Source organism: Roseibium sp. RP-7, from assembly GCF_053005225.1.
In genome coordinates, this window is record NZ_JBRKQA010000002.1 from 662,699 (window position 1) to 685,194 (window position 22,496).

The window sequence follows — 22,496 nt, forward strand, 5'->3', positions numbered from 1 at the left end:
CATGCTTAATGAAGCCTTGACACAATAGGAGAATCGGATTCGCAGGAATACGGAGGTTTTCCGCATCGAAGCCCAGAAAACCGGCAATTTCTGCCTATCTGGAAAGACTTGTGGAGAAAGAAAACCGCCTTCGTGGCGAGTGTCTCAACCGAACCTGAGCGCCCGACCCGTGGCCCCTGGTGTCTCGCCGAACCGCTCCCGGTAGGCAACCGAGAACCGGCCCAGGTGCCGGTGGCCGGACCGGTAGGCCACCTCTGCCACGGGCAGACTGTGCCCCTCCGACAACAACAGGTGCCGTGCGTAACTCAACCGGACGTCCTGAAGGTACTGAAGCGGAGTACAGCCGTATTCCTGCCGGAACTGCAATTGAAGGTTCCGGGGCGAGGTTCCTGCGTGGGTACTGATATCCAGAAGACTGATGTCGTCGGCAAAACGCTCGCCGATCAGGCTGACCGCACGCTTCAGGATGGCCGGTGACCTGCCGGTCTCCCGCCGTTCCAGCAGCGGGGACGCGGTGTTCGGCTGAAATTCCAGCAGCGCTCCGACAAGGGCTTCTTCCAGGTGGCGTTGTTCCGGGCTCCCGCCCTCCTGAAAAACCCGCCCTTCCTCGACTGCGCCCAGAACACCGCGCAAGCGACGGCGCCAGGCAGCACCCGCGCGAGACAGAAGATTGAATTCGGGTTCGAAGCGAACCTGACCAACACTCACACCGGCCATTCTGCTTGCAACTTCCTGCAGGAAACCGGTCTCGATCTGAAGAAGGATCTGCTGGCAGCCGGCATGCCAGCGCATGGCTGTGTGCCGGTCCGGATTGAGAATGGAGGCAACCTTCGGCGTGGACACCATGGAACGACAACCATTGCGGACCTCAGCCGTGCCGGCAATTGGAAGCTGGATCAGGTAGAACTCGGCAAGTTCTCCTGGCTCGATCGCCACATCAGCGCCATACCGCAGGTAGTTGAGGGAAAGATGCTGCCCACGCACCCGGTTCTGGCAGGCATCAAACCTGTCGGATGCCGAAAAACGCCCCAGGCGATGATTGCAGAAGTGACGGGCAACGATTTCCCTGGCTTCGTCCACATCCGTGGTTTCGAAGCATTTGAAGCGATCGAGCGGCGTTTTGCTTTCTGCCTGAGACAACATTGTGGAAGCATGCCGCTGCTGCGAGGCCCTTTCAAGCGCCACCTTGTGTGCCATGCGTCATTTTACTGCATCCAGCCAAGTAATTTCGCTTTCTGGATAAAGAAATCCATCGAGCCGCGCTTAGCCTTTCTCCTGTCGAAAGACCAAAGCGCACCAAATGAGCGATGAGGGGAACAATCATGCAAGATGGCGCAGGCATTACCGCAGCTAACGCGGGACTGGACAATATCAGCTGGAATGTGGTCGGGCACACCTATACGCCGAAACTCCTGAGCGGCAACGCCTTCATCTGGCATGCGCTCATTCCGGCGGAGACCTTTGTCCCGCCTCACATACATCCGACCCAGGACGAATGGATCGTGATGCTGGATGGGGAGCTGGAAGTCGAAATGGGTGGTCAGACCCACAAGGCAAAGGCAGGCGACACGATCCGCATGCCGATGGGTGAAGCCCACGGCATCTTCAACAGGTCCGGCAAGACGGCCACCTGTGTCTTCGGCGTTGCGCCGTCCCGTAAACTCTTCGAACTCTTCGGCGCGCTCGACGGCGTGACAGATCCGGCTGAACTGGTCCGGCTTTCCGCCTTGCATGAGGTCGACTTTCTGCCGCCTCCCGATCAGGCCTGAGCCAACACGGCCAGATCCAGCTTTTGAAGTGACGGGGTGGATTGCCGGCAGATACCACACTGCCGGCGCCCCCTGAGGCGAGAGGACATCGAGAATGACGAAACGCAAGACTGTCGCCGTAATCGGCGGCGGCGTGAGCGGGCTTGCGGCTGCAAAAGCCTTTGACGAACGCGGGCACAGGGTGATGGGCTTCGAGCGAAGCCACGATTTCGGTGGTGTCTGGGAACTGTCGCGGTCCTATCCGGACGTGCAGACCCAGTCGCCCAAGGACCTTTACCGCTTCACCGACCTGCCCATGCCGGACGACTATCCTGAATGGCCGAAAGGGCCCCAGGTACATGCCTATTTGCATGCCTATGCGACTAAACACAAACTCGGCCGCCTGTTCCGGCTGAACACCAACGTCCTGTCCATGGATCGCCGCAAGGATGGCAATCCGGGCTGGACACTAACACTTGAGGCGGCCGGCAGAACCTGGTGCGAAGACTTCGACTTCGTCGCCATCTGCACCGGCCAGTTTTCGGACAAGAACGTCATTTCCCACCCTGGGCAAGAAGCCTTTGAGGCCGCCGGCGGCCAGGTGCTGCACAGCTCGGACTATACCGACAGCAGCATGGCGCAGGGCAAACATGTGATCGTCCTCGGCGGCTCCAAATCCGCGACCGACCTGGTGGTCAACGCCGCCAGAAACGGTGCGAAATCGGTCACGCTGGTTTACAGGGAACCGGTCTGGCGGGTGCCCTATTTTGTCGGCGGCATCAATTTCAAGCGCCTGCTCTACATGCGCGCCCAGGAACAGCAGTTCAACGGCTGGGGCCGGACCGGCCTTGCAAAAGCGGTCTCTGCTGCCTTCAAGCCATTGATCTGGGCAAATTTCAGAGGGCTGGAAACCCTGCTCAAGTTTCAGCTCAAGTTGAAGAAATGGGACATGGTTCCGGATATCCCGATCGAAAAGGACGCCTCCTGTTCGTTGCCGATCGTGACACCGGGACTTTTCGAAGGTTTTGAAGCGGGCAGCATCCGCCCGGTTCGGGGAACCTTCGCGCGCTATGAGAATGGCCAGGTCATCCTGTCCACGGGAGAAGCACTGCCCTGTGATCTGGCTGTGCTGGCCGTGGGCTGGAAACTCGGCATTCCCTATCTGGCGAAGGAATACCGAGACAAACTGATTGAGCCCGACGGGCAATACAGGGTCTACCGTTTGTCCGTGAACCCGGACCTGCCCGACATGGGGTTTGTCGGCTTCAACTCCAGTTTTTGCACCGTGTTGTCGGCAGAAATGATTGCCAACTGGCTGGTTCGCTATGCCGACGGGCAACTGGCTCATCAGCCGACGGATAGGGAAATGCGCACCAACATCGACCAGATGCTCCACTGGCGGCGGCAGGAACGGCCGGCTGCCCAGGTCTATGGCGGTCTTTGCTCTGCCCCCTTCCACTTCCGGCACTTCGACGAACTGCTGGCGGATATGGGGGCTGCCAAGCGAAAACGCGCAAACCCGTTGGCGGAGCAGTTTTCCTACCCGAACGCAGAAGCTTACGGGACATTTCTTGGCAGCACGCCGCAATATGCAACGGGCTGAACAGGGAAGGTTAAGAGCCAGCCGGCCTGTAAGCCGGGTTCTGTATGGCCCGGCCAGATACGAGACCTGACGCGGACGTGACAGCCATTCATCTGTGACGTCTGTTGCCAGACGCCTATCGCAACCAACCCGGACAACTGGCCTGGAAACCGGCCTGAACCGGATCGCTCCGGTTCGCGCTGTCCCTATTCGGTTTTGCTCCCGGTGGGGTTTACCATGCCGCCGCTGTTGCCAGTTGCGCGGTGGGCTCTTACCCCACCCTTTCACCCTTACCCCGGGAAAATCTCTCGATCTGTCCGGGGCGGTTTGCTTTCTGTGGCACTTTCCCTAAGGTCGCCCTCGCCGGGCGTTACCCGGCACCGTGTTTCCATGGAGCCCGGACTTTCCTCCCCCGCGGCCTTTCGGCACTTGCGGCAGCGGCTGTCCGACCGACTGGCGCATGGGACTTAGGAGGCTTTGCGGGCGAGGTCAAGCGACAGTCGATGCCGTGCTGCGCGAATTCCCGGGATAGCGTCCCGGTCCTGTGTCATTCCGCCAACCTGCCGTCTACTGGCGGCTGCGACTTCGCGCCCCGCCTCACCCGTTCGCACGCTTCACAATCCTCACGCAAGCTAGCTCTTGCAGGGCTATAGGCTGGCAAAACTGTCAAGGTGCCATTGGGCCAGGCACCCAAGAGCCTGCGGCAAAACCCGCCAATCCCGGAACGGCGAAAAGAGGAAAGTAATTCTAATTACTGTAAAAATTATCAATATAAATTTTTACTAGATCTTCGAAAGATAAAAACTTTTTCCCGCCATTGCCCAAATATTAAGCAATAAGAAACCCATGTGACGGAAGGTAATGGGAACAAACATGGAGCTAAAAATGCGTCAACTGTGCGTCTTCCTGCCTGCGATCATGCTGGCAACTGCAGCCCAGGCTGCGGAAACACCGCCCGATGCGAAAGCGTTGATCCAGCCGGAGATCGTGGAAGCCGTTGCCGAATGGCTTTCCAACCCGATTGTGGCCTTGTCGATCAACGCACAAAACAATTTGCGCGGATCTCTTTCCCAGGCAGACATCGACGCACTGGACGCCCAATGGCGACAGGAACGCGAGGCAGCGGACAAGCCTCTGATTTCCGCGACCTTGTCCGCCCCCTTGTCGATCTATCTCCTGCGCGTTCAGGCAGGGTCCCTCGGCCTCTATCCTGAAATCTTCGTCATGGACGCGAACGGTCTGAACGTCGGGCAAAGTGCGATTACCAGCGACTACTGGCAGGGAGACGAGGCCAAGTTCCAGAAGACCTTCCCGAACGGCCCTGAAACCGTTTTCATCGACGAACCGGAATGGGACGACGGCAGCAAGATCTGGCGTGCCCAGCTCAACATGACGATCACTGACCCCGAAACCAAGAAAGCCATCGGGGCTGCAACAGTCGAATTCAACCTGACCGAACTGATGCGTCGTCAGGGTACGGGATCTTAAGCGGGAAATACCATGTTCAAAAATCTATCCGTCAGCAAAAAGATCGCCGCAGGGTTCCTGACGCTCGCATTGGTCGGCGCAGTGGCCGGGGGCATGAGTGCCTACCAGACGCATTCGGCTCTGGATGAAGTCAAGACAGCAAACAACCTGTCGGATCTCAACGTGGAAACGGCTGAACTCACGGAAAAGATCGCAGCGCAGGCTTTGTCGGTCAAATCCTTCCTGCTCACCGGCAACCGTGATCTTCTCACCCGGTCCCAGGATCTGAACGATGAAATTCAGACAGGATTTTCGGAAGTCGGCTCACTTGTCGACGCAAGCCTGCCTGAGTTTCAAAGCCATCTCTCCGAACTGAAATCAAGCTGGGAAACCTGGTACAGCCAGATTGCCGCGCGCCAGATCGAACTGATGCGCACACCGGAGACGGTCGACATGGCGCGTGCGATTGACCTGACACCGGAAAGCTCGGGTCTCTTGACAGCTGTACAGCAGCAAAGCCGACAGCTTGCCGACGCAGTTGATGCGGAACGGCAGAAATCGGTTATTGCCCAGAACACGTCACTGAACACGGTCCAGATCGTCTCGCTTTCCAGCACACTGATCCTCACCGTGCTTGCGATGATCCTCGGCTTCCTCAATCACATCGCGATTTCAGCGCCGCTATCGAGACTGTCCGTCATAACCGACAAGCTGTCGGCCGGAGACACGTCTCAGACGGTTGATATCAGCGACCGTAAGGACGAAATCGGTCTTCTCGGCCGCGCGCTCGGCGTCTTCCGCGAAAACCTGATCCGCACACGCGAACTTGAGCAACAGGCTGAAGCGGAACGCATCAACGCCGAACGCATCAAGCGCGAGGAAATGGAGAAGGTTGCCAGCGACTTCGAAGCAACTGTCCTCAACATCTGCGACGGGATGATTACACGACTGGATGCGCTGACCAGTTCCGCCGGATCACTGTCAACGATTGCCAACAATACCACGGACCAGGCCCTGGCCGTTTCGGCAGCAGCAGAACAGGCAACCACCAACGTGAATACCGTTGCCAGTGCGACAGAGGAACTTTCAGCTTCCATCCGTGCAATCACGGAACAGGTGCGATCATCCTCGGAAATCGCCCAGGAAGCGGAACATGAAGTCGGGCGATCCAACGAAGCCGTGGCGACGGTACAGCAGGTGGTTTCGCGCATCGGCGACGTTACCAAGCTGATCACCGATATTGCCGAACAGACCAACCTGCTCGCCCTCAACGCGACCATTGAAGCTGCCCGTGCCGGCGAGGCCGGAAAGGGCTTTGCCGTTGTTGCATCCGAGGTCAAGGCACTCGCGGAACAGACATCCAAGGCGACGGAGGAAATCGACCGGCAGATCACGGAAATGCGCCAGGCCGCGGATGCTTCGACAGAAGCAACCGAGTCTGTTGCCGGTCTCGTCCAGAAGATTTCGGAAAACACGCACGCCATGTCCGGTGCAGCGGAAGAACAGAACCTGGCAACGACCGAAATCGCCAGCAGCGTCTCCGAAGCCGCACAGGGTACCGAAAGCGTTTCGAGATCCATTTCCGAGGTCAGTGGCGCTGCCAGCGAAACGGCAAACCTGAGCTCGGACATGAATGCGGCTGTCGGCGAATTGCATGAACAGTCCAATACACTGCGCCACGCCATGCAGGACTTCCTGGGCAAGGTGCGGGCAGCGTAACCAGCCTTGATCGAGCCCTGTAATGGGTTCACGGTCTCGGTAATAATACTGCGTCGCACAAACTTCATTTCTCTTGTGCGACGCCAACGGCTAACGTCCCCTTAGGATTTCATTCCGGGGGACGTTTTCGTGAAACACGCGATCAAGACGCAGGAAGCTGCGGACCTCATTCCAGACGGAGCCACCCTGCTGGTGGGAGGTTTCATGGGGGTGGGTTCGCCCCACCGGTTGATTGACGCCATCGTGGCGAAAGGCACCAGAAACCTGACGATTGTGGCCAATGACACGGCCATGCCGGGTCGTGGCATCGGCAAGCTCGTCAGCGCAGGTTCGGTTTCAAGGGTGATCGCTTCGCACATCGGCCTCAACCCGGAAACCCAGCAGAAGATGATATCCGGCGAGATTGATGTCGAACTGGTTCCCCAGGGAACCTTGGTCGAACGCATCCGGGCGGCCGGCGTCGGTCTGGGTGGCATCCTGACCCCGACCGGCATTGGCACGCTCGTCGAGGAAGGCAAGCAAAAGATCACCGTCGACGGCAAGGACTATCTTCTGGAGACCCCCATCCATGGCGATTTCGCCCTTTTGGCCGCCTACCGGGCGGACTACGTCGGCAATCTGGAGTATTCCCTCACCGCTCACAATTTCAACCCGATCATGGCACTGGCGGGCAAGACCGTTATCGCGGAACCGCACACGATCGTACCCGTGGGTGTGATTTCGCCAGATAGCGTGAAAACACCCGGCATTCTCGTCGATCATCTTCTGGAAAGGGCCGCCTGATGGACGACAAGGAAATCATCGCCCGCCGCGTGGCACAGGAAATCAAGGCCGGTACGCTGGTCAATCTCGGCATCGGCCTGCCGTCACTTGTGGCCAACTACCTGCCGAAGGAAGTGCATGTCTTCTTTCAGGCCGAAAACGGTGTGATCGGTCTGGGTGCCCGCCCGCCGGAAGGGATGGAAGACCCCGACCTCACCGATGCCGGCGGCGGTTTCGTGACCGCCGTTCCGGGAGCTGCCTCCATCGACAGCGCCATGAGCTTCGGCCTGATCCGCGGCGGCCATCTGGACATGACCGTTCTCGGCGGCTTGCAGGTGGACGAACGTGGCTATCTCGCGAACTGGATGATCCCGGGCAAGATGGTTCCGGGCATGGGCGGTGCAATGGATCTTGTGGCCGGCGCCAAACAGGTGATCGTCGCAATGGTTCACACGGCCAAGGGCCACCCCAAGATCCTGAAGGAATGCACACTTCCCCTGACAGCTCGCCGTCGTGTCAGCCTGATCGTGACGGAAATGGCCGTGATCGAACCGACCGACGACGGCCTCGTCTTGCGAGAAACGGGCCCCGGCCTGAGTGTCGATGATGTCATCTCCGCAACAGAAGCCTCGCTGATCGTTCACGGGGACGTCCCGACCATGCGGCTTTGAAGGAAGACTGGTCAATACGCGTGTCCAGTACCAAGCAAACCGGCAAGGGCGTCCACGCCCTCCTCGATCTGCCGTGCATTTGCACCGGCAAAGCCGACAATAAGCCCCGGCCGCCCTCCTTCGGCTAGATAACAATTGCTGAGCGGTGAAACGGCAAAGCCGCGGTCCTGCATGGCGACTGCAAGGGCAATATCGTTGACGGGCTCCCGGAACATGACCGTCAACTGCACATTGCCTGTAAGAGGCGCAACTTCGACACGATTGCCCAGCCTCTGCCGTAACGCGCCGGCGAGCATCGTCCCCCGCTCCAGATAGACCGGACGGATCTGTTTCAGGTGCTTCTGATAGGCCCCGCAATCCATGAAGTGGGCGAGTGCAGCCTGGGCCTGAACATTGGCAGAACAGCCGATATTGCGCATGGTTTGGGTGAGCGGGGCCACAAGAACCTCAGGCACGACGCAATAGGCAATCCGGAGCCCGGGGAGCAGGCTCTTCGCGAACGTGCCCATGTAGACAACCTGTCCCTCATCCGCCAGTCCGTGCAGCGCAGCCACAGGCCGGCCCTCGAACAGGAACTCGCTGTCATAGTCGTCTTCCAGGATCACCGCGCCGCAGGTACGGGCAACATCAAGAAGCATCAGACGCCTCGCCAGGGGCATGCGTGCCCCAAGGGGATAGTGATGGGACGGTGTGACATAGATCAGCTTCGGCGGCTGATCCAGATGAGCCATCTTCGACGCGTCTGCGCCCTCGCCGTCGGTTGGCAGCGGCCGGATCGTCAGACCTGCCCCGGAAAAGGCCGTCCGCGCACCGAGGTAGCCTGGTTCTTCCAGCCAGACGTCGTCACCCGGATCAGTAAGCACCTGGCTGAGCATCGTCAGGCTGGCCTGTGTTGAACTGGTGACAAGAATCCGATGAGGGTCAGCCCGAACCCCGCGTTCGGCCGCAAGGTGCCGGGCGATCTGCCGCTTAAGCACCTCAAGACCGGCAAAATTCTGATAGTGGAGATCCGCGCTGCGCTCGAGCCGGGCGGCCCTGCGCAGTGATCTTGCCCATTCCTCGTAGGGAAACAGATCAAGTGCCGGCGCACCCGGTTGCAAGCCTCCCTGGCGATAGGCCCACCCCTCGCCGCGCAAGTTGGCACTCAATGTCCTGCCTCGTTGCGACAGCTTCAGCCCGAATGCTTCCACCTTGCGCTGCGCCTGCACACCTTCCAGCACCAGCCCTTCGGTAATGCGGGGAGCAGCGCCGGTACGCACGGTGATCACGCCTTCGGCTTGCAGTAGGTCATAAGCCGTGTTGACGGTGTTGCGTCCAACGTTGAGCGACGCTGCCAACCGCCGCGTGGATGGCAACTTTGTTCCCGACCGCAGCAAGCCTGTGCGCACGGCGTCACGAAAGCCGCGATAGATCTGTTCCGCCAATGGCACGTCAGCCGACCGCTCAAGAGACAGGATGCCTTCAGGAAAAACTGGTTCTGTCATTTTCCAAAAACCGGACCTTCTTTGGAGCCAATTTATCGGACAAACAGCACAACACAAGACAAACAGTCAATTGGAGACGAGACCATGTCCACTCTGGAAAAACGCCAGGCAGCGGATCTGCCCCGTTATGCCAAGATCCGCCAGATGAACCGCGGCGGATACGACAGGACCGTTGCCTACGACATCCTGGATGCGGGCCTTGTCGCCCATTGCGGCTTCATTCACGAAGACCGACCGATGGTGATCCCGATGGCATATGCCCGGATCGACGACCGCATCTATATTCATGGAGCGAGCACCACCCGCATCATCAAGTCAAACGCGGAAGGCGTACCGGCGAGCCTTACCGTGACACTTATAGATGGTCTGGTGGTCGCGCGTTCCGCTTTCCATCATTCCATGAACTATCGCTGCGCGATCGTGCATGGCACGGCGAGGCTTGTCGAAAGCGAACAGGAACAGATCGATGCCCTGGCCGCTATCACCGACCATCTTCTGCCTGGCCGCTGGGATGAATGCCGCGAAATGATGCCGAAGGAACACAAGGCAACCGGTGTGCTTGTCATGGATATCGACCATGTCAGCACGAAGGTCCGCACCGGCGGACCGGTGGACGACAAGGATGATCTCGGGACCGATATATGGGCTGGTGTGGTGCCTGTGGTGACCGCACTCGGCCAGCCCCTATCGGCTCCTGATGTATCTGCCGAAACGCCGGTTCCCGCCTCGGTTCCAGCCGCCCGCAGGAAGTTCGCATAAGCTGGCAGCCTTCAGCACACAAAAAGAAAACCCCGCCGGAAATCCCGACGGGGTTTTCAGTTTGCCCACGGCTGACCGCCCTGCTGCTTTTAGCTGGAGGCCAGGATCTGCTTGACCTTGGAACAGTAGCGCTTGCTGACCGGGTTCATCCGTTTTGCGAAATGACCGGCATTGTAGCGCAAGATGGTGCCACAAACGTCGCCGCCCGCCTTCTTGTGCGCGCCGGCAAGGTATTTCATGCCCCATTCCAGATTGGTTTCGGGATCATAGAGCGCCTTGGTCGACCCGCGGTAGCCGATGCCACGCGCGGTTGCCGGCTTGATCTGCATCAGACCGACTTCACCGGCGCTGCCGCGTGCACGCGGATTGAAGTTGCTCTCCACCTGGACCACTGCCTTGGCGATCTTGACCGGCACACCATGTTTGGCGGCGGCCTTACGGATGAGCTTGGCGTATTTGTCGTTGCTGACAACAGCCGTCCGCTTCGGGGACACCTTACGCGTCAGGCTTGCAGTTCTTGTCTTCTTGGCAGGTTTTTCCTGCGTTTCCTGCTTGCTCGATTCAATGATGTGCAGGATCGGTTTGGAACCAGAGCCGACCGACGGCTTGGCTTCGGCAGGTTCGCTCTTCTTGTCCGGGTCGATGATATGGAGGATCGGCTCCGACCCGGAACCCGTACCTTTAGCCATTGCAGCCGGTGCTGCAAGAGTGGTTGCATAGGCGAAAAGGCACAGCGCCCCAGTAAGTGTCTTGAATGACCGTAACATTCAGTCCAGCCCTTTTGGTTTTCGTTGCGTTGAAATCAGGCGGGAGAAATGCCGGAGCTATTGGACGAAAATGGGCGCTAATACATCACGAATTATTTCAAATTATTACATAAAATTACAGGAATTTAATGCTGTTCTTAGTCATTTTCTGTAGTTTGTGGCCAAAATTAGCAAGCAATTCGGCAATGGATGGGCCATCAGAAGAAATTCTGTGACCACTCGTGGCGCAGAGCCGCCTAAAAATGCTGCGTTGCGGGAACTAATTTTGTTGACTGCGCGTTTATTTCGTTGGTCCGAACTCGCAACCGTACAAGAAAACCATACCGACCGTTCGATCAGGCCGACAGGGAAGGCAGCTTGCGCAGCAGCGCATGCAACGTTTCGATGGTCGATTGATCGACGACACCGTCCACCTTCTCTGGTCGGAAATGGCGTTGAAACGCGGCAACCACCTGGCGTGTCTTCAAGTCGAAGTCCCCGGTGATGTCCAGCTCGTAGCCGTAGAGTGCGAGCATCGACTGCACCGCTTCAACAGGCTGGCCGCTATCGCCCTCCTGCATCAGCAGACCCGCCCCGAGTGGAAACGGTTTTGCATATAAACCGATGCCGGCTTCTGACAGGCGATCCCATGGGAACAGTTCACCCGGGTCTTCCTTCCGGGCAGGAGCAATATCCGAATGCGCCAGGACCATCCACGGATGGATCCCGTGACGGGCACAGATATCGCCAACGAGCGCGACAACGGCTTCGATCTGTGGCTCCGGAAACGGTTGATAGCCGTGCTCATGCCCCGGATTGACGATCTCGACGCCGATCGATCGGGAATTGATATCGGTCTCGCCTTTCCAGAAGCTACGCCCCGCATGCCAGGCCCTGCGGGATTCCGGCACGCATTGAAGGATGCTGCCATCCTCGTTGACGAAATAGTGGGCGGAGACTTCCGAACGAGGATCACACAGGCGCTGCAAGGCTTCTTCGCCTGTCGGCATGCCGGTGTAATGGAGCACGACCATATCCACAGGGGCTCCCTGCGCCCGCTGTCCGTGGTTGGGAGACGGATGGACCCTGGCCTTCACACCGGTATCAGTCGCAACGCTCATATGCCTCTTTCCGCGCAGATCTTCGCCCATGCTTCGTTCAGCGCCGCAAGACGATCATTCGCAATCCTGACGAACTCCTCCGGAACGCCTCTTGCGATCAGCCGGTCGGGATGCGTTTCCTGGACCTCGCGGCGGTAATGGGACTTGAGTTCCCCGTCACTTGCCTCCGGTCCCAAACCCAGCACCTCGTAGGGGTTGCCATCATTGCGCACATGTCTGGCGAGTATCCTGGAAAACTCCCGGTCATCGATCCCGAAGACCTCCGCCACTCTGGAAAGGTAGCCTATTTCGCTTTCGTGGACGACGCCGTCAGCTTTCGCAATGTGAAAAAGCCCATCCAGAATGTCGAGCAGCGTCTTGCGGTCGTATGGGAACAGATCCGCCAGTTTCTTGGCATAGACCTCGAAGCCGGCAATGTCTTCCTGCGCCAGATTGAACAGGCGGGCGACATTGCGTTCTTCGTTGGGCGGTACATCGAAAAGTTCGCGGAAAGCGATAATTTCATCGGTGGTCACCACACCATCGGCCTTGGCCATCTTGGCCGACAGCGCAATCATCGCAACGGTGAAGCCGACACTATTGGTCCCCTCCGGCCGCGCAAGCACGAGCTGGACCAGGCGGTCGACGATCTGCGCCCCTCCTGATCCGATCGAACTTACAATAGCGCCGAGGCTACTCCAGACACTCACACTTCAGCTCCCGCTGGGCCGGTGGGAAAAGGCAGGCAGGAAAGCTTGCCGTGAACCGCATGAATCGATGCGTTGCAGACTCTTATCGGCATGGGCCGGATTTGACCAGATCAACGCTTGCCTGTCCCCATTGGTGCTTCAGCTGGTCGCGCCCCTGGACAAGCGAAACCGAGTTCCCGAGCGCGAATGTTTTGGACCTTCGAATGGACCACTGCAACGCAGCTCCGCAGTTTGCGGACAGCCAGTCCTACCCCGCCATTTTCCGCGGGTTTCCCTTGGGTTTGAGCAAGCTTGCGATTCATGATGGTTAAAGGAATTACGCTTAGCCTTTCGCGACTCGTGTTCGCAAGATGGTTCCTCGCCGGATGGCAGTCCCCCTGGGAAGAAGCAACATTGTCATTTTTTTCATTTCCATGTCGCTGGTGCTGACGCTGGCGCTGGGTGTCTACGCGAGCAATCGTCTTCTAACGCACTGGCTGGTCGTCCGGGGTCTTGAGCAGGCTTTCCTGCCGCAGGAAAAGACTTTCAACTCGATCCTGCAGGCATTGGCGAGCCGGATCGAAACCGAACCGGCAGCCGACATGTCCGCATTGCGGCTGACTGAAGAGGCTTCTGCCGACAGCCGCAGGTCGAACGACCTGGTTGGCGAATTGCAACGCAATGCCGGCCAGGCTCTGGACACATCCGCGGTACTGGACGCGGTCGCGATCTTCCCTGCGCCAACCGGATCCAGCCTCCAGCGCCCCTCACCGGTGCAAATTCACTGGCATAGTGAAGGGCGGCTTCGTACCAGCAATACGATCTCGCAGGCCAAGGCCGCTCTGAACGGCAACAGCCCGCTCGTTGCCATCCCGGACATGTCGTGGCACGGAACGTTTGGGGCGAATGCACTGATTGCCTACCGTCCCGAAGGAGCCTCCCCGGACTTTCCGGGGCTCTTGCTGTTGGTGACCCAGTCGGAAATCCTGAATGGCCTCACGCCGCTGATCTGGTTGATCAGTGCCGCGATTGGCGGCCTTTGCCTGGCCTCCTTCATGTTTGCTGGCATTCTCCTCTGGCTGCGCTTCTATGACCAGCTCCAGACCAGCAGAGACATTCAGTATCTGGCGCATCACGACACGCTGACCGGTTTACCGAACCGCGCCGTCTTCAACGCGCGCCTGACCGAAGCGCTGCGCCTTGCACAGGCCAAGGCCTCCAATATCGGCGTCATGCTGATCGACGTCGACAAGTTCAAGGAAATCAACGACACCTATGGTCATGGTATCGGCGACGTTTTTCTTCAGATCGTGGGGGAGCGACTGAAGGCGGTTTTCGGAAACCACCTGGTCGCCCGCCTTTCAGGCGATGAATTTGCTGTCATGCTGACATCCTTGTCCGACCCCGCCCGCATGACCCGACTTGCAACGGACATGATTGCCGCAACCGAAGCTCCCTGCACGATCGACGGCAAGGACATCAGGATTTCGCTGTCCATTGGTCTAGCAAGGGCAACCGACGGCTCCTGGCGCTCCTCTCGTTTGCTTCATTGCGCGGACCTTGCTCTATATCGGGCCAAACACAGCGGGCGCTCCACCTTCTCGTGGTACACACAAAGCCTTGATGCAGAGGCGCAGAAACGCAAGGAAGTGGAAGAAGGACTCGCCAAAGCGCTCAAGTTCAACCAGTTCAAGTTGCTCTATCAGCCGCAATATGCGCTGAAGGACGGAACACTGAAAGGCTATGAGGCGCTGATCCGCTGGGACCATCCCACCAAGGGTATCATCCGGCCGGACGATTTCATCCCGATAGCAGAAGACACGGGCCTTATCGAGGAAATCGGAACATGGGTCCTCAACCACGCCTGCCGCGAAGCAGCGTTATGGCAGGACCGCTCGCGCAAGGTCGCAGTCAATGTTTCTCCCGCTCAGTTCATTGCCGGCGAAACCCAGAAACGCGTTGCCCAGGCGCTTCAGAATTCCCGTCTAGACCCCAAGCGGCTTGAAATTGAAATCACCGAGAGCCTGCTGATTTCGAACACGGACGCCGTCATCGAGACACTTCAGCAGATCCGCGACATGGGTGTTTCTATCGCCATGGACGATTTCGGAACCGGCTATTCATCTCTGAGCTACCTGAGCCTGTTTCCCTTCGACAAGATCAAGATCGACAAGGCCTTCATCCAGAACCTCGGCAAGGATGCCAGTACCGACGCCATCGTGACGTCGATCGTGGGCCTCGGCCGCTCGCTGGATGTTACGATTACCGCGGAAGGTGTCGAAACCGAGGAACAGGCCATTTTGCTGAGCGCAGCCGGATGCGATCTCGTCCAGGGTTTCCTGTTCGGCAAGCCTGATACGGTTGCAAAACACGAGGCCGCGTATCCGGTGTTTCCACTCAGCCCAGCCGGTAGACGCTGGTTCCCCCGAATGCAGCAACAAGCGACGTCGGCCCAGGTGCCACCGCGCATTCGCCTTGCCCCCAAACTTGCCAAGAGCGTGAGGCCCGCTGCCCCGCTACCGGCAACTGGTGGGAACAGCGAAGACCCGACGCCGCAGATTGAGCAGGTCCCCTTGCAGACTGCAGGCTGAAACCGCGATTGCAGGTTTTCAGAGGCTGACCCCGGCTGCGGCATCCTGAGCGGCCGACTGCCGTTCGCGGTCTGCCTTGCGTTCGGAGTAACGATCGACGAGATAGTCCGATCGGCCACGAACCAGCAGCGTGAACTTGACGAGCTCTTCCATGACATCGACCACCCGGTCGTAAAGGGCCGATGGTTTCATCCGGCCATCGTCGTCAAATTCCTGGTAGGCCTTGGGCACCGACGACTGATTGGGGATGGTAACCATCCGCATCCAGCGGCCGAGGACACGCATCTGGTTGACTGCATTGAAAGACTGCGAACCTCCCGAAACCTGCATCAAGGCCAGTGTCTTGCCCTGTGTCGGCCGGATTGCGCCAAAACTCAGCGGGATCCAGTCAATCTGCGACTTGAGTACACCGGTCATTGCACCATGGCGTTCGGGAGAGCACCAGACCTGTCCTTCGGACCAGGCACATAGATTTCTCAGTTCGGTGACTTTGGGATGATCGGCACCGCTGTCATCGGGAAGCGGCAGACCTGATGGATCATAGATCCGGGTCTCAGCACCATAAGCCTGCAGCAGCCTTTGTGCTTCGTGTACGAGGAAGCGGCTGTAGGACCGCTCGCGCAGGGAACCGTAGAGCAGCAATATCCGCGGTGGATGCGACGGCCCCGTTGGAACCTGCAACTTCTCCCGGTCGATTTCCTGAAAGTCTGCCGCCGTCACGTTCTTCAAGTCTGCATGCGAACTTTTCGGCTCAGGCATCTGGCGCTCCGGACGAAACCACTTCGCCGTCTTCCTTGGTGAAAGACCCGATATCCTTTGGCAACAGGTCCAGCACCTTCTCGGACGGACGGCACAGGCGGACGCCTTTTTCCGACACCACGATCGGCCTGTTGATCAGGATCGGGTGTTCCATCATGAAATCGATCAGTTGGTCGTCCGTCCACTTGTCCTCACCGAGACCCAATTCATCATAGGGCGTTCCCTTCTGGCGAAGGATGTCCCGCACCGGAAGACCGATGCGCTTGATCAGGTCAACGAGTTCTTCGCGGCTCGGCGGCGTTTTCAGATATTCGATAACCTGCGGCTCAATGCCGGATTTACGGATCATTTCCAGCGTGTTGCGGGACGTGCCGCATTTCGGGTTGTGATAAATCGTCATGCTCATGTGAGGTATCGTCCTGTCAAAGTCCCGAAGGTTTCTTAAAATCTGCTGCCGGAAAACAGCAGACAGCGGGATCGTTGCCGCAGCAGTCTTCCATCAGAAAACCCAGAAGGTTCCGCATGCGGTCATAGTCGACCGCATAAAGAATATGCCTGCCTTCCCGGCGGGTCGTCAGCAGCCCGGCCCGTTCCAACGTGGTCAGATGAAACGACATCCTGGTTGGCTGTATGTCCAGTCGCTCGGCAACCGAGCCGGACGGCAAGCCATCTGGCCCAACCGTCATCAGCAACCGGAACGCCGCCAGCCGATCTTCCTGTGCCAAGGCACCCAATGCAGAGACTGCTTCCTGATCTTCCATAATTCGATACTACAAGAAATTTTGGAATATTCAACAAATGAAAGCGAACGCCCCCCCCTGTGCGCGATATCACATGGCTGCAGCGGCGCGAGCGGCCTGATCGTAGTTGCCGGACACCAGTCGCAATGTAGCGGCAAGTTTGGAGAGTTCGTTTTCGTCGAGGCCCAGCGCTTTCATTGGCTTGACCAGGAGAGCCTCGCGCAGACGCCGGTACTCAAGGCAGGCAGTTTCGCCTGATTTCGTGATTTCGGCGGTCTTTTCCTTGCCCCGACGGCCAGATGAAATGAGGCCAGCCTTTTCAAGCTTCTTCAGCGCATAGGTAACCGTGTGAGTGTCTTCGATGTTCAGCACAAGACAGATGTCTGACAGTGTCTTGGCTCGGCCACGGTGATTGACCGAATGAAGCACAAGCACATCCAGAGGTCCAAGCCCCTGCGACCCGCTGGCCGCCATACAGCGTACCATCCATCGGTGATAGGCATTGACCATCATGGTCACTGCGAATTCGATCTCCGAAAGCGCAGGCATTGCACCGGAGGCAAGATGCGCTGCAGAGACAACAGGCCCGATGGGGGCATCGCTTCTGGAGTCGGGATTATCCGTCACATCTGATCTCCGGCACAGTTTGGTTTTTCAGCGGGCCTCCAACCGAAACCGGTCGAAGGCCCTTTTCTGATCGTTTCAAAGGTGTGCGTACATCCGCCCCTATTCGTTCACGGGAAGGAATGCACTAGTTGCTCAACATCGTCTGCGGCAACCAAAGAGCCAAGCCCGGAAAGGCCACAATCAAGACGATTGCCAGGATCATCAACAGGAAGAACGGCAAGGCCATGCGGGCAACCTTGAAGATATTGTACCCGGTCATGCCTTGCAGCACGAACAAGTTGAACCCGACGGGTGGCGTGATCTGGCTCATTTCAACGACCAGAACCAGATAGATGCCGAACCAGATGAGATCCAGGCCGGCCTGCTCCACCATTGGCAGGATCACGGACGTCGTCAGCACCACCACCGAAATGCCATCCAGAAAGCAGCCGAGGACCACGAAGAACAGGGTCAGGGCGATCAGGAGTGCATAGGGTGACAGGTTCAGAGAGCCGATCCACGCTGCCAGTTCGCGCGGGATGCCGGTGTACCCCATGGCAACGGTCAGGAATGCTGCCCCCGCCAGGATGAACGCAATCATGCAGGATGTCCGCGTTGCGCCCATCAACGCTTCAGCGAAGCTCTTGCGGTTCAACGTTCCGCTTACCCAGGACAGAAGCAAGGCCAGCATGACGCCGATGGCCGCCGCCTCTGTGGGCGAAGCAAGACCCGCATAGATCGAGCCGATCACACCCACGATCAGACCGATCACCGGAAACAGCCTGCGCGTTGCAAGAAGTCGCTCGATGAAGGGAATGACTTCCTCCTTCGCAGGCATCTTCTCCTTGTTCAGCAGTGCCCAGATCGCGACATAGCCCATGAACAGGAGGCAAAGCATTGCCCCTGGCAGAACGCCTGCCATGAACAACCGGGCAATCGACTGCTCGGTCGCAGCGCCATAAACAATCAGGATGATCGATGGCGGAATGAGCAGGCCCAGTGTACCCGACCCTGCCAGTGTGCCGATCGCCATGCGTTCGTCATACCCGCGCTGCTTCAGTTCGGGCAGAGACATACGACCGATGGTGGCGGTGGTAGCGGCTGAAGAACCCGACACGGCGGCAAAGATACCGCACCCGAGAATGTTCACATGCAGCAGCCGGCCCGGCAGATTGCGCATCCAGGGAGAAAGACCGGCGAACATGTCCTCCGACAGACGAGATCGGAACAGGATTTCACCCATCCAGATGAACATGGGCAGCGCCGTCAGATCCCAGGAGTTCGATGCTCCCCAAACCGTCGTTGCCAGAACGGGACCGGCAGGCGCGGACACAAGAACCATCATTGCGGCAAGCGCGACGGCAAACAGCGCAACAGCTACCCAGATACCGGTTGCAAGCGCCGCCAGCATTCCAATGCCGAGCAGGAGGGCGACAAGGGAGAGATCCATTATTCTTTCCCCTCTATCGGATCGGCCTTCACGACCGATTCAAAACTCGGCGCCTTGCCAGTGAGCGCCATTATCAGGTCGTCCAGCAAAGCGATTGAGAACACCAGCAGTCCGAAAGTCATCACCGACTGCGGAAAGACAAGCGGGATCGGAATGACGCCGTAGGAGGTTTCGTTGAATTTGAAGCTGTCGAGCGCAAGCTGTCCGGCGTTCCACGTGAAGAATGCCGCCAGCGCAAGAGCGACCGCAACCGCCCAGACATTCAGGATACGCGCCCCAGCTTTGGGCACGGACTGCAGCAGGATCGCGACCCTGATGTGATCACCGTTGCGCAGCGTCCCGGACAGGGCAAGAAAGGATGCCCCCACCAGCAGAAAACCTGCAATTTCAGCAAGTGAAGGAACCTGCAGCCCGAGTGGCTCAAGACCAAAGACCGTTCGAGACCAGTCGAATATACGTCCAAACACCTGAAGAACAACGAGACTGGCAATGACAACGAGACAACACGCAGCCATAGCCGTTGACGCTTGATAAAGCGTATTCAAAGCCTTTCGCATCGGCTTCCCCTACCGGATGTGCAGCTGATATTAAAAAAACGCCGGACTTGTTAGGTCCGGCGCTTCTTTAGCTGTTTAGTTTTTATAGGCTTCGAGAACGGCTTGGCCGGTTTCACCGGCTTCCTCTTGCCATTCGGCAGCCATCGTCTCGCCGATTGCTGCGAGATCCTGGATCAGCTGGCTGCTCGGCTGAACGACAGTGATGCCGTTGTCGACCAGAACCTGGGTCTGCGTCTTGGTTTCTACCTTGGAAGCTTCCCAGCCGCGCTTCTCAGCAACATCGGCGGCTTCAAGGACAGCTGCCTTTTCGTCGTCGCTCAGGGCGTCGAAAGCACCCTTGTTGACGAACACCATGTTTTTCGGCAGCCAGGCCTGGGTGTCATGATAGTGGCTCAGGAAGTCCCAGGCCTTGGAATTCGCACCGGTGGACGGTGACGTGATCATGGCTTCGACACGACCGGTGGAAAAGGCGGTGGGAATATCCGGCACTTCAACCTGCGTCGGCACGGCGCCAGCCAGCTGGGCCAGGCGTTCAGTCGCTGTGTTGTAGGCACGGAATTTCAAACCCTTGAGATCATCACCCTTTGTGATTTCCTTCTTGGCGTAGATACCCTGGGGCGGCCACGGCACGGCATACAGCAGCTGCAGTCCCTGCTCGCCGAGCTTTTCTTCCAGTGCAGGCTTCGACGCCTGGTAAAGCTTCCAGGCCTGATCATAGGACGGAGCCAGGAAAGGTACGGAATCCACTCCGAAGACCGCGTCTTCGTTGGAAAGGCGAGACACCAGAATTTCGCCGATCGGGGCAAGCCCCTTGCGGACCGAGTTCTTGATTTCCGGATGTTTGAACAGCGATCCCGCAGAGTGGATCTGGATGACCAGCGAGCCGTCAGTCTTTTCCTTCACTTCTTCAGCGAAGGCAGCAATGTTCTGTGTGTGAAAGTTGCTGTCACCATAAGGTGTCGGCATATCCCACTTGGTCTCAGCGGAAGCAGCGGTGAAACCCGCAAGGCCGAATGCGGCGGCAGCAGCCAGATGGATTCCGGCACGTGTCAGGGAACGAGATTGCAGCATGATTTTCTCCTCTAGGAAGCGGGGATTACCCGTCGGGATGCTGCTCGAGGTGCATTCTTCGAACACCTTGTGGAGCACATCTTCACAAACACTAGACTCAAAAACCACCAACATCAACAATTTATCGATAAATTGTGATTGTCATCTTCAAAACCAAAGCGTCCTTCCCTCCGCGAAAAGGATTGGCTAGCGTTCCGGCCAGACAACCTGGAAACCTGAATTCGTGCCAAACACCAACCACCCCCTCTTGAATGGCAACAGCGCCAACCGCCTGATTTTGGCACTCATTTTGGTAGTGGCGGCCTTGCTACGCTTTCAGAACCTGGACAGGACGAGCCTTTGGTACGATGAAGCCGTCAGCTGGAGCCAGTCCAAGGGAACCATCGCCGAGCTGTTGACCGCCGTTGCAGCTGACAATTATCCGCCGCTGCATAATATTTTGCTCTGGCTGACGATGCCCTTGGCAGGTGACAGTGAAACGGCATTGCGCTTGCCATCCGTGCTGTTGGGTGTTCTTGCCGTCTGGCTAATCTATCTGACTGGCAAGACGCTGGCCGGAAACACCACTGGCCTGCTTGCTGCCGCTCTCCTGACCGTCTCTCCGTTCCACATCTGGTATTCGACAGAAGCCCGCATGTATGCCCTGCTGGCAACATGCGGGCTCGCCTTTCTGCTCCTGGTTCTGAAAAACCTTGAAAGGCCATCGGCCTGGCGGCTGGTGGCGCTTGGAGTGGTTGGAGCCCTGTTCCTCTACAGTCACATCTACGCCCTTCTGGGCTTCGCATCCGTTGGTGTGGTCTGCGGCATCCTGGCATTGACCGGCATTTTGAAATCCGGCCGCATCAGTCTCACCAATGCGGTTCTTGTCTGCCTTGCAATGGCAGCAAGCGCGGTTGCCTTTTTACCCTGGTTGATCATCCTGGCGATGCGAGCAAGGTCGGTAGCCGAAGAAGGCTTCTGGATTGCTTATCCTGATCCGACGTTTCTCATCAACATCGCTTTCAGCATGGCCGGGTCGCTGCCATTGTTCTGGGTGCTGGCAGGTTTGGCTGTCGCCAGTCTCCTGACCGTCGTTCACCTTCCAGGCAGGTACTTCGGCAAACCGCAAAGTGCGGATGCAATCCTCGTTTGCCTTGCCTACACCGTTGGTCCACCGCTTTTGGCCTATCTCTATTCCATAAGCGTGCAGCCGATCCTTTTTGATCGATACCTGATCGCGGCATGGCCAGGGCTTATCCTGCTCGCCTCGGTAACAGCCCAGCGCCTGGCGCCACAGGTTGCACCGATCGCATTGTTTGCTGCAGCGATATGGTTGAGTTTCCCCGAATTGAAATTCACGCTGCTGGAGAGAATACGCCCCGAATGGCGCTTGATCGCACGGGACTATCTGGAACAGAAAGCCGATGGCGATCATCTCTTGCTGTTCAAGGGATTTGCCGCACCGGCCCTGTCTTATTACCTGCGCGACCCCAGCACCTTCACGCCAGTTGATACAATTGCCGAAATAAACAAGGGCACCGCTGATGCCCGATGGCTATTGATCGTCCACACAAGCAGTGAGGAACTAAGCAAAGCGCAAGAAGCCTTTGCCCCGCGGGAAGGCACTCCGGCAGCCACGCGCTTTGGCTGGGGAGCCAGTGGCCTGACACTTTTGGAGCGAGGCCCTGTCGAATAATCTCACTCGCCTGGATGCAAGTCGCAAAACAACCAGAAACAGACAGCAACAGCCGCAAGTACCCCTGCACCAATTGCAACTTCCAGCAAAAGCCCAAGCAGGGAAACGCCGAGAAGCAGGGCGACAAGCAGGAAGATGCCAACGAACCAGAGGTCTGCTGTCAGTATACTGATTGTGAAGTCGACAGCCTCCCCCAGACGCAGCAGAAACGGATCCCGTTCTTCTGATTTATCGTTTTCCGACATCGCCAGCTTTCTGTTTTCCCTTTTAACACAAGATCATATGGGGGTACCGCAGGCGATAAAAAGATCAAATAACAA

22 protein-coding genes and 1 other RNA gene are annotated in these 22,496 nt (G+C 57.9%); 9 read left to right on the forward strand and 14 right to left on the reverse strand.

Annotation, left to right across the window (positions count from 1 at the left end):
- Window positions 1-144 precede the first annotated feature (144 nt).
- Complete coding sequence (locus ACVDG9_RS17740) at window positions 145-1,197, reverse strand: AraC family transcriptional regulator (protein ID WP_447238587.1); 1,053 nt, start codon at window positions 1,195-1,197, stop codon at window positions 145-147.
- Between the two features lie 125 nt (window positions 1,198-1,322).
- Here ACVDG9_RS17740 and ACVDG9_RS17745 point away from each other — a divergent pair, with 125 nt between their 5' ends.
- Window positions 1,323-1,769: a cupin domain-containing protein gene (locus tag ACVDG9_RS17745; RefSeq protein ID WP_370198412.1), complete on the forward strand. Its 447-nt coding sequence runs from the start codon at window positions 1,323-1,325 to the stop codon at window positions 1,767-1,769.
- Window positions 1,770-1,863: 94 nt separating this feature from the next.
- Window positions 1,864-3,351 (forward strand): flavin-containing monooxygenase, encoded by a 1,488-nt coding sequence (locus ACVDG9_RS17750; protein ID WP_447238588.1) that lies wholly within the window; start codon window positions 1,864-1,866, stop codon window positions 3,349-3,351.
- Between the two features lie 13 nt (window positions 3,352-3,364).
- Here ACVDG9_RS17750 and rnpB read toward each other — a convergent pair.
- An RNA gene (gene rnpB / locus ACVDG9_RS17755) (RNase P RNA component class A) lies at window positions 3,365-3,787 on the reverse strand.
- Window positions 3,788-4,215: 428 nt separating this feature from the next.
- On the opposite strand from rnpB, the gene ACVDG9_RS17760 reads away from it, so the two are divergent.
- The 4 genes from ACVDG9_RS17760 (at window position 4,216) to ACVDG9_RS17775 (ending at window position 7,949) form a co-directional block, all read left to right on the forward strand.
- A complete protein-coding gene (locus tag ACVDG9_RS17760; protein WP_035908842.1) occupies window positions 4,216-4,818 on the forward strand; it encodes a hypothetical protein in 603 nt (200 codons plus the stop codon).
- A 12-nt stretch (window positions 4,819-4,830) separates the two neighbouring features.
- Window positions 4,831-6,516, forward strand: a complete 1,686-nt coding sequence (locus ACVDG9_RS17765) for a methyl-accepting chemotaxis protein (protein WP_447238589.1) — start codon at window positions 4,831-4,833, stop codon at window positions 6,514-6,516.
- Window positions 6,517-6,645: 129 nt separating this feature from the next.
- Window positions 6,646-7,299, forward strand: a complete 654-nt coding sequence (locus ACVDG9_RS17770) for a CoA transferase subunit A (protein WP_062488116.1) — start codon at window positions 6,646-6,648, stop codon at window positions 7,297-7,299.
- A complete protein-coding gene (locus ACVDG9_RS17775) occupies window positions 7,299-7,949 on the forward strand; it encodes a 3-oxoacid CoA-transferase subunit B (RefSeq protein ID WP_023000476.1) in 651 nt (216 codons plus the stop codon). The genes ACVDG9_RS17770 and ACVDG9_RS17775 overlap by 1 nt, the downstream gene beginning before the upstream one ends.
- Before the next feature lie 11 nt (window positions 7,950-7,960).
- Here ACVDG9_RS17775 and pdxR read toward each other — a convergent pair whose 3' ends face one another.
- Complete coding sequence (pdxR, locus tag ACVDG9_RS17780) at window positions 7,961-9,433, reverse strand: MocR-like pyridoxine biosynthesis transcription factor PdxR (RefSeq protein WP_447238590.1); 1,473 nt, start codon at window positions 9,431-9,433, stop codon at window positions 7,961-7,963.
- Between the two features lie 84 nt (window positions 9,434-9,517).
- On the opposite strand from pdxR, the gene ACVDG9_RS17785 reads away from it, so the two are divergent.
- A complete protein-coding gene (locus ACVDG9_RS17785) occupies window positions 9,518-10,192 on the forward strand; it encodes a pyridoxamine 5'-phosphate oxidase family protein (protein WP_447238591.1) in 675 nt (224 codons plus the stop codon).
- A gap of 89 nt (window positions 10,193-10,281) precedes the next feature.
- Here the strand turns inward: ACVDG9_RS17785 and ACVDG9_RS17790 are convergent, their stop codons facing one another.
- From ACVDG9_RS17790 to ACVDG9_RS17800, 3 genes are all read right to left on the reverse strand, one after another.
- Window positions 10,282-10,881: a lytic transglycosylase domain-containing protein gene (locus ACVDG9_RS17790; RefSeq protein WP_023000473.1), complete on the reverse strand. Its 600-nt coding sequence runs from the start codon at window positions 10,879-10,881 to the stop codon at window positions 10,282-10,284.
- Window positions 10,882-11,294: 413 nt separating this feature from the next.
- A complete protein-coding gene (locus ACVDG9_RS17795; protein ID WP_447238592.1) occupies window positions 11,295-12,059 on the reverse strand; it encodes an N-acetylmuramoyl-L-alanine amidase in 765 nt (254 codons plus the stop codon).
- The gene (locus ACVDG9_RS17800; protein ID WP_077292335.1) at window positions 12,056-12,748 is read right to left on the reverse strand and encodes a J domain-containing protein; all 693 of its coding nucleotides are present in this window, start codon (window positions 12,746-12,748) and stop codon (window positions 12,056-12,058) included. Before ACVDG9_RS17800 ends, ACVDG9_RS17795 begins: the two co-directional genes overlap by 4 nt.
- A gap of 365 nt (window positions 12,749-13,113) precedes the next feature.
- Here ACVDG9_RS17800 and ACVDG9_RS17805 point away from each other — a divergent pair, with 365 nt between their 5' ends.
- Window positions 13,114-15,318, forward strand: a complete 2,205-nt coding sequence (locus ACVDG9_RS17805; protein WP_447238593.1) for a putative bifunctional diguanylate cyclase/phosphodiesterase — start codon at window positions 13,114-13,116, stop codon at window positions 15,316-15,318.
- An 18-nt stretch (window positions 15,319-15,336) separates the two neighbouring features.
- On the opposite strand, the gene arsH is transcribed toward ACVDG9_RS17805, so the two are convergent.
- From arsH to ACVDG9_RS17840, 7 genes are all read right to left on the reverse strand, one after another.
- On the reverse strand, window positions 15,337-16,077 hold the full coding sequence (gene arsH / locus ACVDG9_RS17810; protein WP_187306537.1) for an arsenical resistance protein ArsH: 741 nt from the start codon (window positions 16,075-16,077) through the stop codon (window positions 15,337-15,339).
- Window positions 16,070-16,483: an arsenate reductase (glutaredoxin) gene (gene arsC / locus ACVDG9_RS17815; RefSeq protein WP_447238594.1), complete on the reverse strand. Its 414-nt coding sequence runs from the start codon at window positions 16,481-16,483 to the stop codon at window positions 16,070-16,072. Before arsC ends, arsH begins: the two co-directional genes overlap by 8 nt.
- A 16-nt stretch (window positions 16,484-16,499) precedes the next feature.
- A complete protein-coding gene (locus ACVDG9_RS17820) occupies window positions 16,500-16,838 on the reverse strand; it encodes an ArsR/SmtB family transcription factor (protein WP_023000467.1) in 339 nt (112 codons plus the stop codon).
- A gap of 69 nt (window positions 16,839-16,907) precedes the next feature.
- On the reverse strand, window positions 16,908-17,366 hold the full coding sequence (locus tag ACVDG9_RS17825; protein ID WP_208984317.1) for a winged helix DNA-binding protein: 459 nt from the start codon (window positions 17,364-17,366) through the stop codon (window positions 16,908-16,910).
- 202 nt (window positions 17,367-17,568) lie between these two features.
- The gene (locus tag ACVDG9_RS17830) at window positions 17,569-18,873 is read right to left on the reverse strand and encodes a TRAP transporter large permease (RefSeq protein ID WP_152505992.1); all 1,305 of its coding nucleotides are present in this window, start codon (window positions 18,871-18,873) and stop codon (window positions 17,569-17,571) included.
- Entirely contained in the window at window positions 18,873-19,430 is a 558-nt protein-coding gene (locus ACVDG9_RS17835) for a TRAP transporter small permease (protein WP_031269105.1), read from the reverse strand. Before ACVDG9_RS17835 ends, ACVDG9_RS17830 begins: the two co-directional genes overlap by 1 nt.
- Window positions 19,431-19,505: 75 nt before the next feature.
- The gene (locus ACVDG9_RS17840; RefSeq protein WP_023000463.1) at window positions 19,506-20,501 is read right to left on the reverse strand and encodes a TRAP transporter substrate-binding protein; all 996 of its coding nucleotides are present in this window, start codon (window positions 20,499-20,501) and stop codon (window positions 19,506-19,508) included.
- A 223-nt stretch (window positions 20,502-20,724) separates the two neighbouring features.
- Here ACVDG9_RS17840 and ACVDG9_RS17845 point away from each other — a divergent pair, with 223 nt between their 5' ends.
- Window positions 20,725-22,176: a glycosyltransferase family 39 protein gene (locus tag ACVDG9_RS17845; protein WP_447238595.1), complete on the forward strand. Its 1,452-nt coding sequence runs from the start codon at window positions 20,725-20,727 to the stop codon at window positions 22,174-22,176.
- Between the two features lie 2 nt (window positions 22,177-22,178).
- Here the strand turns inward: ACVDG9_RS17845 and ACVDG9_RS17850 are convergent, their stop codons facing one another.
- A complete protein-coding gene (locus tag ACVDG9_RS17850) occupies window positions 22,179-22,421 on the reverse strand; it encodes a hypothetical protein (RefSeq protein ID WP_447238596.1) in 243 nt (80 codons plus the stop codon).
- Window positions 22,422-22,496: the final 75 nt, after the last annotated feature.